The sequence below is a fragment of the Streptomyces sp. NPDC048331 genome (assembly GCF_043201215.1).
Lineage (GTDB): Bacteria > Actinomycetota > Actinomycetes > Streptomycetales > Streptomycetaceae > Streptomyces.
Genome location: NZ_JBICYT010000005.1, coordinates 90,014 through 104,307 on the forward strand (window position 1 = coordinate 90,014; position 14,294 = coordinate 104,307).

General features: G+C 72.6%; 16 protein-coding genes. 6 read left to right on the forward strand and 10 right to left on the reverse strand.

What is annotated here, in order from left to right; translation table 11 throughout:
- Positions 1 to 87 precede the first annotated feature (87 nt).
- Positions 88 to 1,410 (forward strand): MFS transporter, encoded by a 1,323-nt coding sequence (locus ACGFYY_RS10420; protein WP_393708151.1) that lies wholly within the window; start codon positions 88 to 90, stop codon positions 1,408 to 1,410.
- Here ACGFYY_RS10420 and ACGFYY_RS10425 read toward each other — a convergent pair.
- Together ACGFYY_RS10425 and ACGFYY_RS10430 are read right to left on the reverse strand one after the other, a co-directional pair.
- Positions 1,407 to 2,150 carry a L,D-transpeptidase family protein gene (locus ACGFYY_RS10425; protein WP_393708153.1) on the reverse strand — a complete coding sequence of 248 codons (744 nt, stop codon included), beginning with the start codon at positions 2,148 to 2,150 and terminating at the stop codon, positions 1,407 to 1,409. The genes ACGFYY_RS10420 and ACGFYY_RS10425 overlap by 4 nt on opposite strands.
- A gap of 89 nt (positions 2,151 to 2,239) precedes the next feature.
- Positions 2,240 to 3,523: an MFS transporter gene (locus ACGFYY_RS10430; protein ID WP_365267496.1), complete on the reverse strand. Its 1,284-nt coding sequence runs from the start codon at positions 3,521 to 3,523 to the stop codon at positions 2,240 to 2,242.
- A 62-nt stretch (positions 3,524 to 3,585) separates the two neighbouring features.
- Between ACGFYY_RS10430 and ACGFYY_RS10435 the strand changes: the two genes are divergently transcribed.
- Both ACGFYY_RS10435 and ACGFYY_RS10440 read left to right on the forward strand, forming a co-directional pair.
- On the forward strand, positions 3,586 to 4,563 hold the full coding sequence (locus tag ACGFYY_RS10435; RefSeq protein WP_030712495.1) for a LysR family transcriptional regulator: 978 nt from the start codon (positions 3,586 to 3,588) through the stop codon (positions 4,561 to 4,563).
- A gap of 85 nt (positions 4,564 to 4,648) precedes the next feature.
- Positions 4,649 to 5,701, forward strand: a complete 1,053-nt coding sequence (locus ACGFYY_RS10440; protein WP_393708156.1) for a hypothetical protein — start codon at positions 4,649 to 4,651, stop codon at positions 5,699 to 5,701.
- Positions 5,702 to 5,716: 15 nt separating this feature from the next.
- On the opposite strand, the gene ACGFYY_RS10445 is transcribed toward ACGFYY_RS10440, so the two are convergent.
- The 3 genes from ACGFYY_RS10445 to ACGFYY_RS10455 all read right to left on the reverse strand — a co-directional run bounded on the left by ACGFYY_RS10445 (position 5,717) and on the right by ACGFYY_RS10455 (position 8,289).
- The gene (locus ACGFYY_RS10445; RefSeq protein WP_393708158.1) at positions 5,717 to 6,751 is read right to left on the reverse strand and encodes a LuxR C-terminal-related transcriptional regulator; all 1,035 of its coding nucleotides are present in this window, start codon (positions 6,749 to 6,751) and stop codon (positions 5,717 to 5,719) included.
- Positions 6,752 to 7,085: 334 nt separating this feature from the next.
- Positions 7,086 to 7,457 carry a cupin domain-containing protein gene (locus ACGFYY_RS10450; protein ID WP_393708160.1) on the reverse strand — a complete coding sequence of 124 codons (372 nt, stop codon included), beginning with the start codon at positions 7,455 to 7,457 and terminating at the stop codon, positions 7,086 to 7,088.
- A gap of 97 nt (positions 7,458 to 7,554) precedes the next feature.
- Entirely contained in the window at positions 7,555 to 8,289 is a 735-nt protein-coding gene (locus tag ACGFYY_RS10455; RefSeq protein ID WP_393708162.1) for an alpha/beta hydrolase, read from the reverse strand.
- A 113-nt stretch (positions 8,290 to 8,402) separates the two neighbouring features.
- On the opposite strand from ACGFYY_RS10455, the gene ACGFYY_RS10460 reads away from it, so the two are divergent.
- The 3 genes from ACGFYY_RS10460 to ACGFYY_RS10470 all read left to right on the forward strand — a co-directional run bounded on the left by ACGFYY_RS10460 (position 8,403) and on the right by ACGFYY_RS10470 (position 10,864).
- On the forward strand, positions 8,403 to 9,551 hold the full coding sequence (locus tag ACGFYY_RS10460; protein ID WP_030763337.1) for an adenosine deaminase: 1,149 nt from the start codon (positions 8,403 to 8,405) through the stop codon (positions 9,549 to 9,551).
- A 139-nt stretch (positions 9,552 to 9,690) separates the two neighbouring features.
- Positions 9,691 to 9,948: a hypothetical protein gene (locus ACGFYY_RS10465; protein WP_365267487.1), complete on the forward strand. Its 258-nt coding sequence runs from the start codon at positions 9,691 to 9,693 to the stop codon at positions 9,946 to 9,948.
- 133 nt (positions 9,949 to 10,081) lie between these two features.
- Complete coding sequence (locus tag ACGFYY_RS10470; protein WP_393708165.1) at positions 10,082 to 10,864, forward strand: hypothetical protein; 783 nt, start codon at positions 10,082 to 10,084, stop codon at positions 10,862 to 10,864.
- A 24-nt stretch (positions 10,865 to 10,888) separates the two neighbouring features.
- Here the strand turns inward: ACGFYY_RS10470 and ACGFYY_RS10475 are convergent, their stop codons facing one another.
- The 5 genes from ACGFYY_RS10475 to ACGFYY_RS10495 form a co-directional block, all read right to left on the reverse strand.
- Positions 10,889 to 11,089, reverse strand: a complete 201-nt coding sequence (locus tag ACGFYY_RS10475; protein WP_189733112.1) for a PspC domain-containing protein — start codon at positions 11,087 to 11,089, stop codon at positions 10,889 to 10,891.
- 37 nt (positions 11,090 to 11,126) lie between these two features.
- A complete protein-coding gene (locus ACGFYY_RS10480) occupies positions 11,127 to 11,699 on the reverse strand; it encodes a VanZ family protein (RefSeq protein WP_365267483.1) in 573 nt (190 codons plus the stop codon).
- Between the two features lie 97 nt (positions 11,700 to 11,796).
- The gene (locus ACGFYY_RS10485; RefSeq protein WP_365267481.1) at positions 11,797 to 12,456 is read right to left on the reverse strand and encodes a PH domain-containing protein; all 660 of its coding nucleotides are present in this window, start codon (positions 12,454 to 12,456) and stop codon (positions 11,797 to 11,799) included.
- A 25-nt stretch (positions 12,457 to 12,481) separates the two neighbouring features.
- The gene (locus tag ACGFYY_RS10490; protein WP_393708169.1) at positions 12,482 to 13,096 is read right to left on the reverse strand and encodes a class F sortase; all 615 of its coding nucleotides are present in this window, start codon (positions 13,094 to 13,096) and stop codon (positions 12,482 to 12,484) included.
- Positions 13,097 to 13,183: 87 nt separating this feature from the next.
- On the reverse strand, positions 13,184 to 14,194 hold the full coding sequence (locus ACGFYY_RS10495) for a hypothetical protein (protein WP_393708171.1): 1,011 nt from the start codon (positions 14,192 to 14,194) through the stop codon (positions 13,184 to 13,186).
- Between the last annotated feature and the right edge of the window lie 100 nt (positions 14,195 to 14,294).

The following is a 14,294-nucleotide window of genomic DNA, read 5'->3' on the forward strand; positions in this document are numbered from 1 at the left end:
GTCAAGATTCATTTGGGGCAGGCTTCCGTCATGTATCTCGACATCGAGATACATGGGCGGTGGGCGCGGTCGACGGGGGAGACGGGGATGCGGCGTGGTGGGGAGATCCGGAAGACACGGCAGGGGGACGGTGGTCTGTCGGCGCAACTGCGCCGGCCGCCCGGCGGCCGTGACGCGCGGATCATGCTGCTCACCCAGGCGCTGGACCGGGCGGGCACCGGCGTGTGGGCCGCGTCCTCCGTCCTCTACTTCACCTTCGTCGTCGGCCTCGACGCCGGGCAGCTGGGCCTGCTGCTGGGCGCGGCCGGGGTGGCGGGCATCGCGGGATCACCGCCGGCCGGCCACCTCGCCGACCGCTTCCAGGTCCGCACCCTGCTGATCGGCTGCCACCTGATCCGCCTCGGCGCCCTGTGCGTGCTGCTGCTGGTCACCGACTTCGGCCTGCTGCTGCTCCTGTTCGCCGTCACCCACCTGGGAGACCGGGCGGCCAAGACGCTGGAGATGCTCTTCGCCACCCGGGTCGCCGGCGAGCGGCGCTCCACCTACCAGGCCCTGTCGCGCAGTTCGGCGAACGCCGGCTACGCCCTCGGCGCGGGTCTCGCCGCCATCGGCCTCGCCGTCGGCACCCGCGGCGCCTACCAGGTGCTGATCCTGGCGAACGCGCTGTCGTTCCTCGTGGCCGCGGTCCTGGTGTGGCGCACCCGGGAACCGCGCGGCGCCGGACTCGTGGTCGCACAGCCCGGGGCGGCGGAGGGGGACGCCCCGGCGGCGGCCGGCACCGGCCCCTGGCGGGACCGCGGATACCTGCGCTTCGTCCTGCTGGACATCCCGATGAACCTGGACGACTCGATCCTCGGCGTCGGCATCCCGCTGTGGCTGGTCGGCCACACCGCGGCCCCGCACGCCCTGATCCCGGCCTTCCTGGTCATCAACACCGTGCTCGTCGTCGTGCTGCAGCTACGGGTCTCGGCCCGGGTCCGCGACGCCCGCCGGGCGGCGGACGCCGTCGCCCTGTACGGCCTCACGGCGCTCACCTGCTGCGCCTTCCTGGCCGCCGCCCCCGCGGGCGGGCCGTGGGCCGCCTCGCTGCTCCTGCTCGCCGCGTCCGTGCTGGTCACCGCGGCGGAGCTGATGCGCTCGGTGAGCTCCTGGGAGCTCGCGGTCTCCCTCGCCCCGGCGCGGGCGACCGCCTCCTACCTCGGGGTGGCCGGCATGGCCCAGTCCGTCCAGAAGTCCGCGGGCCCGCTGCTGCTGACCGGCGCGGTGATGGCGGCCGGCCCCGTCGGCTGGCTGGCCCTCGGGGCCGGCGTCGCGGGCCTCTCCCTCGTCCAACGCCGGTCCGCCCTGAGACGGTTGGACCGCCTCGGCGCCCCGCCCGTACCCGCCACCAGCGAGGCCGGGTCGGCCTAGGTACCGGGCTTGCGTCCGTACACGTAGACGTCCTCGCCCTGCCCCAACAGGTTCCAGTACGCCTTCGCGTCGGCGGAGCGCATGTTCACGCAGCCGCCCGAACCGGGCGGGTTCCACATGCTCTTGGTGGTCGAGTGGAAGGCGATGCCGCCGTCGAAGAACTGCGCGTACGGCATCGAGACGTTGTAGAGCGTCGACCAGTGGTCGATGTTGCGGTAGTAGATCTTCTTCAGGCCCGTCCGGGTCTCCGTGCCGTCCTTGCCGGTACGGACCGGGACGGGCCCGTACCTCAGGGTGGCGCCGTCCTGGATCCAGCTGAGCTGCCGCGTCAGGTCGACGCAGGCGATCCGGCCCCGGTCCACCGGGCAGGCGCCCGCCTTGTTCGGGGTGGTCCCGGCCGCCCGCTGGGCCAGCATCGTGCTCATCGTCTGCCAGGTCAGCGGCCCGGCGTAGCCCTGCGTCGGGGTGATCCCGTGGCTCGCCTGGAAGGAGCGGATCGCCGTGCAGTCCGCCGCCGACTGCTTCCCGTCCACCGGCCGCCCGAGGAACTGCTCGACCTGCCGCTGGTAGGGCCCGGTGGTGAGGTTGCAGGAGGCGGCGGCCCGCGCCGCCCCGCCTCCCGTGACCACCACCGGAAGCGCCAGCGCGAGGGCCCCGACCAGCACCGCCGCCCGCCGCCCCACGCGCCCGCCCGACGCCCGTGTCCCCGCGCCCGTCCCCGTGTCCGTCCCCGTCCCCATCCGGTCCTCCCCTGCTCGCACCGCATCGTCCTCCGTGTTGAATGCCCGGAAAACAAGCAGGGGTTGCCGCGTCGGGTGTGGAGATTTCGTCAGCGCGCGCCCACGGCCGACGCCGGCATCCGCCGCTCGGCACGCGCCGCGTGCGACCCGTACAGGGTGATCGACACGACGCCGAGCACCGCCAGCAGCGCGATGCCGACCGTGGCCGCCCAGCCCGCCGAGTGGTAGGCGAGGGCGCCCAGGGTGCCGCCCGCGCTGGAACCGAGGTAGTACGCGGACTGGTAGAGCGCGGAGGCCTGCGCCCGGCCCGTCTTCGCCGTCCGGCTCACCGCGGCCGAGGCCACCGCGTGCCCCGCGAAGAAGCCCGCGGTGATCAGCACCAGCCCCAGCACGATCGCCGCCAGCGAGTCCGACAGCGACAGCAGCAGGCCGAGCGCCGTGGTCGTCACGGCCAGGTACAGCGCGCCGCGCCGCCCGGTACGGGCCACCAGCTTGCCGGCGGCGGCCGAGGAGACCGTACCGACCAGATAGATCAGGAAGATCGACCCGACCACGCCCTGCCCGAGCGAGAACGGCTCGTCCACCAGCCGGTAGCCGATCACGGTGTAGACCGCGCCGAAGACCGTCATGAACAGGGCGCCGATCCCGTACAGGCGCAGCAGCAGCGGATCGCGCAGGTGACCGGCGACGGTACGGCCCACCGCGCGCGGGTTCAGCGACGCCGGGCGGAAGAACCGCGCCCGGGGCAGCAGCACCAGGAAGGCCACGGCGCATGCCAGCGCCATCAGGGCGACGGCCAGCAGACCGGCCCGCCAGCCCCACAGCTGCGCGGCCCAACCGGTGACGAGACGACCGCTCATCCCGCCGATGGAGTTGCCCGCCACGAACAGGCCGATCGCGGCCACCAGTGCCTTCGGCCGGACCTCCTCCGCCAGGTAGGCCATCGCGGAGGCCGGGATCCCGGCGATCGCCGCGCCCTGGATCGCGCGCAGCACCACCAGCCACTCCACGTTCGGCGCGAACGGCACCAGGAGGCCGACGGCGACGGCGATCACCATCGAGTACGTCATCATCCGGGTGCGGCCGAACCGCTCGGACAGCGCGCTCAGCGGAAGGACGAACAGCGCGAGCGCGCCGGTGGCCGCGGACACCGTCCAACTGGCCTGGCCCGCCGTCACCCCGAAGCCGGCGGAGATCGCGGGCAACAGCGCCTGGGTGGAATAGAGGAGGGCGAACGTCGCGAGTCCGGCGGCGAAGAGCGCGAAGCTCATCCGGCGGTAACCGGGGCGGCCGGGGGAGAGGGGCTGCGGTGCGGGGGACGACGAGGTGGAGGCACCCGGGATGACGGGTGCCCCGGTATGAACGGGAGGCATGCTTCGACGTTAGGCCCGTCATTTTCATGCGTCCAATGCACAGAATCGCGATAATCGATCCACTGATGCATCAACCCAGCTCAGAGGCGTGGATGTCGATGAACCGTTACGTAGAAGACATGGCAGTGACAACTCTGCTGGCGCCGAGGCTGGCGTATTTCGTCGCCGTCGCCCGCCACGAGCACGTCACCCGCGCCGCCCACGAGCTCGGCGTCCCGCAGTCCACCCTGTCCCGGGCCATGGTCCGGCTCGAACAGGACCTCGGCGTCACGCTGTTCGCCCGCAAGGGCCGTACGGTCGCCCTCACCACGGCCGGCCGCACCTTCCTGGCCTCGGCCGAGCAGGCCCTCACGGAGATCGACCGCGCCGCCGAGTCCGTTCAGCAGGACGCCGATCCGGCGGCCGGCAAGGTGGCCTTCGGCTTCCTGCACACCCTCGGGTCCGAGACCGTACCCGGCCTCATCCGGGCCTTCCGCGCCGACCATCCGCGCATCCGCTTCTCCCTCGTCCAGAACTACGGTGAGGCCATGCTGGAGAAGCTCCGGGCCGGCGAACTCGACCTGTGCCTGACCTCCCCGCTGCCGGACGCCCCCGACCTGGTCGCGCGCCGCCTCGACGAACAGCGGCTGCGGCTCGTGGTCCCGGACGACCACCGGCTCGCGACCCGCAAGCGCATCCGCCTCGCCGAGGCCGCCGAGGAAACCTTCGTCACCCTGGAGCCCGGCTACGGCATGCGCCGCATCACCGACGACCTGTGCGCGGAGGCCGGGTTCACCCCGAAGATCGCATTCGAGGGCGAGGAGGCCGAGACCCTGCGCGGCCTGGTCGCCGCCGGCCTGGGCGTGGCCCTCCTGCCGCCCCCGGCCGTGCCCCGACCCGGCGTGGTCGAGCTGACGGTCACCGCCCCGCGCGCCGTCCGCGAGATCGGCCTCGCCTGGCTCGACGGCCACCCCGACACCCCACCGGTGGCGGAGTTCAAGCGCTTCCTCCTCTCCCGTCGCGGCCGCCTGATCCCCGAACTGGACCCGTCCGTCGGGTGATCGGGACGCAGCGCCGAAAAGCGGTGGACCGGCCCCGGCACGGCCAGGACAATTCCGGAGTCATCGGGACCGAGGGGGAGCTTGTTTGGACGTGTTCACGTGTGCCGGGTGCGGTACGGAGCTGACGGTGCCGGTCTCCCGGGTCGCCCTTCCCGTCCACACCCACTACGGGGCCTGGGAGCAACTGCACCCGCCGCTGATGGACCCGACGACGTACGCCGTCGAACCCGAACCCTGGGGGCCGCCCTGGCGGTTGTGGGACGAGGTGGGGGAGGCGGAGGCGGCCGCCCGGGGCGTGTACGCGCCGGAGTACTCGGTGTCCTTCGCGGCCCGCGGCAGGATCGTCATCGCCCCGGGCGACTCCCGGGGCATGGCCCTGCTCCTCGACAGGTGCGAGGGCTACTGCATGGGCGTGGACGGCCGCGACGGCCCCAATCTGGCATGTACGGGGTGCGGACGGCCGGTGGCGACCCGGATGGACGACTGCGGCCTCTGGCAGGCGGTGTGGCTGGAGCCCGACGCGGTGGAGCGCCACCCCTGCGACGTCCCCGCCGCGCCGCCGCCCGACTGGGACGACCTGCTGCGTGAGGCGTACGCCGTACCCCCCTTCGAGCTCGACGGATCGTGGAGCAGGCGCTGGGCCGCGGCGGTCGGGGTGGCCCTCGCCCACCTGGTGGCGGCCTGCGACGGAGGACCGGTGACGCTGCCCGGCGGGCTCACGGAGGAGGTCTTCGGCCCCTCCGTCGCCCGCTTCCCGGCCCCCGGACTCCCGCCGCGGTACGCGGCCTTCGCCGGGCCGGGGATCGGCCTCCCCCGACCCGCCGCCGACATCCTGCTCGTCCCGCGCCATCCACTGACCGGCGAACCGTGGCGGCCGGAGACCGGCACGGCCGTGGTCGTACCGCTGGACAGCGGGGTCTGGGCGTACCTCGCCCTCTCCCGCGCCGGGGAGACCTCACCGGTGCCGGCGACCGGCCGCCTGCCGGAGGGCGTCCTGCGCGACGACTATCCGGAGTTGCCGAATCCGTGGCCGCTCTGGCCGGACGGCCAGGCCTTCATCCGCACCCTGGCCCGGCTGCCCGCCGCCCGCAGCCCCCGGCTGCGCGGCTACTTCGAACGGCCCGGACGGCAGATCTAGGGCTTGTCTCTCGGATCAGGGCGGATCAGGCCGGTCGGGCGGGGTGGGGGCCGCCGCCGAGAGCAAGTAGCCCGCCTGGAAACGGGACTTGGCGCCCACCGCGCGCATGATCTCGGCGATGTGGCGCTGGCAGGTCCGCTCCGACATGCCCAGGCGGCGGGCGATCACCTTGTCCTCCAGGCCCTCCGACAGCAGCCGCACGATCGTCTGCCGCAGCTCGTCCGAGATCGACCGGGCCGCCTCCGGGCTCACCGAGGTCGGGAAGGGCTCCGCGCCCACCCAGGAGCGCTCGAAGGTCGTCGTCATGAAGTGCACGACACTCGGGTCCCGCACCACCAGCGCCGCCCCGCTGCGGTCCGGCACCGCCATCAGGCCCGTGTGCTCGTCGAAGATCAGCATCCGCATCAGCCCGTCGCCCAGGGTCCGTACCTGGGCGCCCAGGGCCGTCACCCGCTCGACGTACGCCGCCGTGGGCCGGGAGTAGCGTGCCGTGTGCTGGTAGATCGTGCGCATCCGGACCCCGCGCGTCAGCAGCGACTCGTCCCGCCCGATCGACTCCTCCAGCGTCTCCAGCGGGCGGCCCCCGCCGGGCTGCGAGGTCAGCAGCTCCCGCTCGCACGTCGCGACCAGCTCCGTGATGAGTCCCCGTACCGCCCCGAGGTCGGTGACCAGCTCCAGCCGGCCCGACCCGCTGAGGTCCCGGTGCGCGGTCCCCGACTCGTACGCGGGCACCAGCGCCTCCAGCCGCCCGCGCAGCCGGTCCATCTCGTCGTGCGTCTCCCGTACGAGCAGGGCCAGCGGGGCCAGGGCCCGGGCCGCCGCGGCCCGGGGGGCCACCGCGCTCCAGCGGTCCGGGTCGTCGCCCGGGGCCCGCTGGAGCAGGTGTGCGGCGGCCAGCTCGGTGATCGCGGCGGCCGCGCGGACGCCCAGGGCCCCGGTGGCCTCGCACAGGTCGAAGGCGTGCCGCTCGACGGCGTACGCGTACAGGCGCCGGGCGGCGGGGCTCAGCTCCCCGTCGCCTCCGGCCGGCCCGGGTTCCTCGGGAGGCATGTGCGTATCCGTCCCGAGATATGCCTGTTTGTAAACCCCTCGTATTTCCGCAAGGCGGCAAAACGACGCCTGGGCGGCTGCCCTCGGCGTCCGCCCGAGCGGCACAGTGGCAGCACGGCGCGAGGGGGAAGCGCGGTGTGCCGCAGCGGACGCCCAGGCGAGAACGGGGGCCAGTGTCCGGCGCGGCCCGCGGCCGGCCGTGGTGGTCGCGCCAGGGCCGTTCGGTGCCATCCGACCGTGAGGGGGCGGAGCGGCGGGTACGGACGGACTGGCGCGACCCCGAAGAGCACGGGCAGGTCGGCCACCGCACACGTCGGCCGTCGGCCGTCGGCCGTCAGCCGTCCGCCGGCTTCGCGTAGTCGTTGTATCCGGTCCAGTCCAGCGCCACGCACGGCTCGTCACCCAGGACCCAGGCGTCGTGTCCGGGGGCGATCTGGATGAAGTCGCCCGGGCCGAGGTCGCCGCTCTCCCCGTCGTCCATGACGATCTTCATCCGGCCGCTCACGATGTACCCGGTGTGGGCGGAAAGGCAGCTGTCCGTGCCGGCCAGCGGCTTGATGTGCAGCGACCAGCGCCAGCCCGGCTCGAAGACCGCGCGCCCGACCGCCCCGCCCTCGGTGTTGAACAGGTCCAGCCTGCCCGTGCCGGCCTCGAAGGGCCGCGTCTCGTCAGGCTTGTCGAAGTTCCTGTGGACCAATCCGCCCATGGCCGGTCGCCTCCGGGAGTCTGTCGGCACACCCCGAGTCCACTTCCTACGGTACGCGCGCCGCCCGCCGCCCGTGGATCACTGCCGACCGCGCGGGTCACCTGCGGAGCGCCTTCCCGAAGCCGGAGGCCAGCGGCATCCGTAGACCCAGGGGCGGTGGTGCGGCCAGGGCGTCCGTCACCGGCCGCGAGTACCGCCCCGTGAAGACCGCGCCCAGGATGAAGTCCACCGCCAGTGCCACCACTTCCGGCTGGTGCTCGCGCAGCCCGTGCCCGTCCGAATGCACCTCGAAGCGGCACGTCGACCGGTTCGCCTTCTTCGCGCGCGCCGCCAGCCGGAAGGAGGCCTCCGGGTCGCTGCGCGCGTCGTTGGTGCCGTGGACGATCAACACCTGCCGTCCCGACAGCTGTTTCACCGGTTCAGGGGAGTCGGTCCGGGCCGCCTCCGTTAAACAAGGGGCGATCACCACGACCGAGTTGACGGCCCCGTGGCCCGCCGCCCGCAGTGCGGCCACTCCTCCCGCGTCGTAGCCGGCCAGGCAGACGGGCACGTCCCCGTACCGCCGCACCGCCTCGTCCGCGGCCCACTCCGCCTGCTCCTCCCGGGCGGAGTCCCCGCCGTGGACGACCATGTGCGTGACGAGCCCCTCCGCCCCGCCCGCGCGGGCCAGCGCCCGCGCGAGCGGACGTACGGGACCCGGAGAGAATCGGGAGGCCCCGGGGAGCAGGAGCACCACCCCGTTGACCGTGCTTTCCGTCGAACCCGAGCCGGTTCTCGCGCCGGCCGCCCGCCCCAGACGGGCCCCGCGCGCCGGCGGCGCATGCTGTGCCATGGCGGAACAGTCTCAGACCTTCGGGTGTACGCCATCCGTCCGCGCGGTCTCTGTTACATATCGACGCCCGCCGGGGACATTCCGCTCTACGCGCGTAGGAGTAGAGTGCGCAGATGACGAGCGAGACCCCCAACCTGCCGACCCCGGACCAGATCCGTCGTTCCCCGAAGGTGCTGCTGCACGATCACCTCGACGGTGGACTGCGTCCCGGGACCATCATCGAGCTGGCCCGTGAGGTCGGTTACGAGAACCTCCCCGAGACCGACGCCGACAAGCTCGGCATCTGGTTCCGCGAGGCCGCCGACTCCGGTTCCCTGCCGCGCTATCTGGAGACCTTCGCGCACACCTGCGCGGTCATGCAGACGAAGGCGGCCCTCTTCCGGGTCGCCGCCGAGTGCGCCGAGGACCTGGCCGAGGACGGCGTCGTGTACGCCGAGATCCGCTACGCGCCCGAGCAGCACCTGGAAGCCGGCCTCTCCCTCGAAGAGGTCGTCGAAGCCGTGAACGACGGCTTCCGTGAGGGCGAGCGCCGCGCGAAGGCGAACGGCCACCGCATCCGCGTCGGCGCCCTGCTGACCGCGATGCGCCACGCCGCCCGCGCGCTGGAGATCGCCGAGCTGGCGAACCGCTACCGCGACAACGGCGTGGTCGGCTTCGACATCGCCGGCGCCGAGGCCGGGTTCCCTCCCACCCGCCACCTCGACGCCTTCGAGTACCTCAAGCGCGAGAACAACCACTTCACCATCCACGCGGGTGAGGCCTTCGGTCTGCCGTCGATCTGGCAGGCGCTGCAGTGGTGCGGCGCCGACCGCCTCGGCCACGGTGTGAAGATCATCGACGACATCGAGGTCGCCGAGGACGGTTCCGTGACGCTGGGCCGCCTGGCCTCGTACGTCCGGGACAAGCGCATCCCCCTGGAGATGTGCCCGACCTCGAACCTGCAGACCGCCGCGGCCGCCTCGTACGCCGAGCACCCGATCGGTCTGCTGCGCAAGCTGCACTTCAGGCTCACGGTCAACACGGACAACCGCCTGATGAGCGGCACCAGCATGAGCCGCGAGTTCGAGCACCTGGTCGACACCTTCGGCTACACCCTCGACGACATGCAGTGGTTCACCGTCAATGCGATGAAGTCCGCGTTCATTCCTTTCGATGAACGACTGGCCATGATCAATGAAGTGATCAAGCCCGGCTATGCGGAGCTGAAGTCGGAGTGGCTGTTCCGGCAGACCGCCTCCACCAGCGGTTCTGTCTCGGCCTAGGCCACGACTTGACGTAACGGAAGCGCCCGGGAGGGATAATTCCCGGGCGCTTTCTCGTATTTAAGGATGTTTGCGGGCGGGGGTTTGAAGTGACTAGTTTGCGGAGCCGCTCAATTCCCCGTCGCAAGGACAACTTTTCATGAAGAAGTCAGCTGCCAAGACCCTCGGTACCGCCGTTCTCGGTGTCGCCTTCGCCGCGGTCGCCGCCGGTACCGCCTCCGCCGCCGTCCCGGCGGTCGGCCTCACCGACGCGCTGGGCTCCGCCACCGGCATGCTCCAGGGTGCGACCAGCCAGCAGCAGGTGGGCGGCGAGGCTCAGCAGTCGAGCGACCCCACCACCCAGATCACCGGAGCCCTGACCCCGCTGACCGGCGCCCTGAACGGCCTCGGCAGCTGACTCTGCCGTCACTGTGACGCGTACACGTGTGCGGTGGGCGCATGCCCTTTCGACCAGGTATGTGTCCCGCCGCGCCGTGTGTCACGATCGCCACCAACTGCCCGCCGACGTCTTGGGTACGAGGTTCTCGGTCATGCGCATGAAGGCACGAGCGACGATGGTCGCGCTGGTCCCCGCCCTGCTGTTCGCCGCGGCGGGGTGCAGCAGTACGAACACCCCCGCGACGGGCAAGGCCCCCGACCCCAAGGGCTCCGCCGGCAGCGCCTCCGCCGCGCCCGGGGCCCCGGCGCCGTCCGCCGCGGCAGCCGGATCGGCCGCGCCGAAGACCGGTGGCAGCCGGCTCGAGCGGTCCGCGCTGGCACAGGGCGACCTGCCCGGCTACCAGATCTCCGCCCAGGGCAAGAACCCCAACGCCCCGGACGGCCAGCCGCAGGCCGACAAGAAGGCCTGCCAGCCGCTGGCCGACATCATGGGCGACAAGCCGGACCCGTCCGCGCGCGAGACCCTCAGCCGCGGCATCGGCTCCCAGAAGCAGGTCGGGCTGGCCGTCTCCGCCTCCGTCAGCTCCTACTCCGAGCGTGACGCCAAGGCGCTGATCTCCCGGCTCAAGGCCGCCGTCGCCGCCTGCGGTGCGGGCTTCTCCGCCAAGGTCGAGAAGCAGACCGGCGCCTATCGCGAGGTACGCCCCGCCGAGTACCGCACCAGCGGCGACGAGAGCGTCAGCTGGACCATGACCGCCGCCGCCGAGGGGGTCTCGGCACAGGTCCACCTGGTCGTCGTACGCGAGGGCGACACCGTCGTGCGGCTGACGGCCCTCAATGTCGCGGCGGCGGCACCCCAGCAGAAGGCCCAGGTGCCGCAGGAAGTGGCCGACAAGCAGCTGGAGAAGATCCGCAAGGCCCAGCAGGCCGGCTGACCCGAGGACGCGCCGGCCGTCGGACTACCAGGCGGCCGAAGCGGACTTCTCGTTCGGCAGCAGCACCCACAGCGCTATGTAGATCAGGAACTGCGGGCCCGGCAGCAGGCACGAGACGACGAAAATGGCGCGCATCGCGTTCGCGGAAATTCCGAAACGCCGCGCCAGTCCGGCGCAGACTCCGCCGATCCAGCGGCCGTCACGGGGGCGGACCAAGGCGCTCATGAGATTCTCCTTCGTCGGTATCGCTTTCTGCGATGACTCAATACTCCCGCTGGACCGCCGACAGAACGTCGGTCCAGCGGCCGAGCCCGACCCTGGAAATCTTCGGGGTGTCCCCCTGATAAACGGTGTGTGAGCGCCTCAGCCGGGCCCGCAGCGCCGGTACGACGGCCACGTGCGCGAGCACCACGCCGACGGTGTTCAGCAGCACCGAGTCCACGTTCACGACCTGCCCCGGAACCGCGGTCTGCAGCATCTCGATGCACACGGAGACCAGCGCGCCCGCGGCCGCGGTGCGGGCCAGCGAGGACCAGGCGGACAGCGCCGACGGCGCGAGCCGTCCACTGATCAACGGCACCAGCACCCCGAGCGGGGCCAGCAGCGCGAGTCCCTCACCGATCTGCCGGGCGGCCTCCAGCGGACCGAGCGCCAGGTCCGCCGAGATCCCCTCCAACGGGCTCAGATTGGCCGCCGCGGCCCAGGGCACGTCCAGCGGTCGCAGGGTCAGCCAGCCGACGACCACGAAATGGGCGACGAGCAGGACCCCGGCCAGGAGTCGCAGACGGAGGTGGATCGCGGTGGCGGCGTGTTCGCCGGCCTCATGACGCTGCACACCTGGGAGGACGCGTCGTCCGGTAGCCCTGGTTCCGGCCCGGAGCGGGGTGTGGCGGGGAGCACCCGGGAGGGTGCGGATCCGGCGTCCTGGCCGGTCAGCGCGTGGCGATGAGGACGATCAGGAGCAGCGCGCCGATCAGGGCCGGCGCGATGATCTCGTACGACCAGCGCACGCGCACACCGCCCTGCGCGCCCGGCCGCGCGGCATTCAATTCGGCCAGTCCCTGCAGCTCGTCGACGATCCGGTCGGCATTGGCCCGCATCGGTTCGGAGGCGGCGGCGGACGCGGAGGCCCGGCCCCGCGCGGTGGGGTCGCCCGAGCTGCCGGGGTCGCGGCGGTCGATCGCGTTGCGGCGCATCTGCTGCCGGTTGGCCTTCTTGCGCTCCCGCAGCGAGACCGGCACGGACCAGAGCTGGTACTTCGAACCCTCGGCCAGCACCTCGGCCGAGTACCCGGCGCGCACCGCGTCCACGGCCGCCCAGGGCAGCTCGATGACCCGGAACGGGTTCCGCACGCGCATCCGGTCCTCATTGGCGAAGACGGCCGGGCGGATCGTGAAGGCGACGATCAGCGGTACCGCGCACAGCGCCACCGCCAGTCCGATCCACGGGGTGTTGCCGGAGCCGCGGAGCACGGCGTCGCCGCAGAGCCAGACGGTCAGCGCGAGCAGCAGTACCCCCGAGACGAAGCCCATGGAGGATCGGTAGACCCGGTCTGCGTACACCGGCTCGTCGGACGGCTGCTGGCTGCTCATGGGGTCGATTCTGCCCCACGTCATCTCAGCCCACGAGATCGGCGTACAGGATGATGTTGTCGGGGCGGTGCCCGTTCGTGATCTCGCCGCCGCAGGTGATGACGCGCAGCTCGGGGCGGGCGGTGTCGCCGTACACCTTGGCGGTCGGGAAGTGCTTCTTGTCGACCTGCTCCAACTCGCGGACGCGGAAGACGGCGGTGGTGCCGTCGGCCCGCGAGATCGTGATCTCCTCGCCGGTGCGGACGCGCGACACGTCCTTGAGCACGGCGGGGCCGCGGGCGGTGTCGAAGTGGCCGATCAGCACGGCGGGACCGGTCTGGCCCGGCGTCACGCCCTTGGTGTACCAGCCGATCCGGTCGGCGTCGGCCACCGAGGGCACCTCGACGGTGCCGTCGGCGGCCAGGCCCAGCCCCAGTACCGGGGAGGTGTCCACCCCGGCCGAGGGGATCCGTACGCGTACGGGTTCGGAGGCGGCCATCGCGGTCGCGGCCGGGACGTCGGCCGGAGCGGCGGAGGCCGGGCCGATGTGCGGGGTCGGGGCGGACGCCGGGCTACCGGCGGGGGTGCCACCGCAGCCGGTCAGGGTGGCGAGGGCGAGCGGGGCGAGCAGCGCGGTGGCGCGGAGGGCGGCTCGGGACATGGGGGGCTCCTGAACGGGGACCGGCGGGCCACCCGAGGGTGGCCCGCCGAGATGGGCGTCGACGTGGCCGCGCGGGGCGGCCGTCGGTCAGCTGTGGCTGCGGCGACGGCGCAGGACGGTCGCCCCGAGCGCGGCGAAGACCGCGAGGAGGCCGGCGCCGGCGGCGACGGTGATGCTGTTGTCGGTGTCCTCGGAGGCGATCTCGGCGCCCGCGGCGACGGATCCCTGGGGGACGACGGTGGTCTGACCCACGGTCTGGGCGGAGACGTTCGTGGCGGTCACCGGCTTCGCGGTGGAGGGCTCGGGCTCGGCGGTGGAGGACTCGGGCTTCGGGGTGGAGGGCTGGGGCTCGGCGGTGGAGGGCTCGGGCTTCGGGGCCGGGGTCTCCTCCGTGACCTGGTAGTCGAGGGTGCAGCCCTTGGGGAGGGCGGGGAAGTCGGCGAAGCCGGACGGGACGTCGTCGCCGCCCTGGGTCTTCCACTCGAAGACGGGCTTGGCGCCGCTGGGGTTGTTGATGCGGGAGAAGTAGTCCGACGCGCCCTTGGGGTGGGTGCGGGTCAGGGTGCGGGTCCAGGTGTCGGCGGGGTCGGAGCCGTGCATGACGACCTTGGGGCCCTTGGGGGACATGGTCAGGTCGGCCTGCAGCCCGGCGCCGAGGTCGACCTGCTCGGTCCGGGAGACGCAGTCCGCCGGGGCGGTCGGCGCCTGCGGCAGCGGGTAGGACCTGGTCGTGCCGCCCTTGGCCACCGTCAGGGACGGGTGGCGCGGGTCCTCCTTGACGAGCCGCAGCTCCAGGCCGCTCACCGAGGCCTTGGGGTGCTCGCCGTCCAGCGTGGCGAGTGTGCGGCCCATGTAGTCGTCGCCCGGCTTCCAGTCGGCGGACACGGCGCGGATCCAGACCTCGGGACCCTCGGACGCGTTGCGCAGCACCGCGACGACACCCGTGTCGATCAGGACGGGCGTGCCGGCGTAGCGGGCGGGCACGGTCGCGGCGGCGGCCTGCGGGGCCGTGGCCGCGTACGCGGTGCCCGCGACCGGGGCGAGGAGGGCACCGGCGAGGACGGCGGTGGCGAGGGAGGCACGGAGGGCGGTACGCATAACGACTCCTTGAAGCGTTGTCTCGGAAAAGTGGAGGAGAGTCGCATGCCGCGGTTTTCTCTGTCGGTGAGAGCCGGGTGAGTGTCTGGCGGGCTGCTGA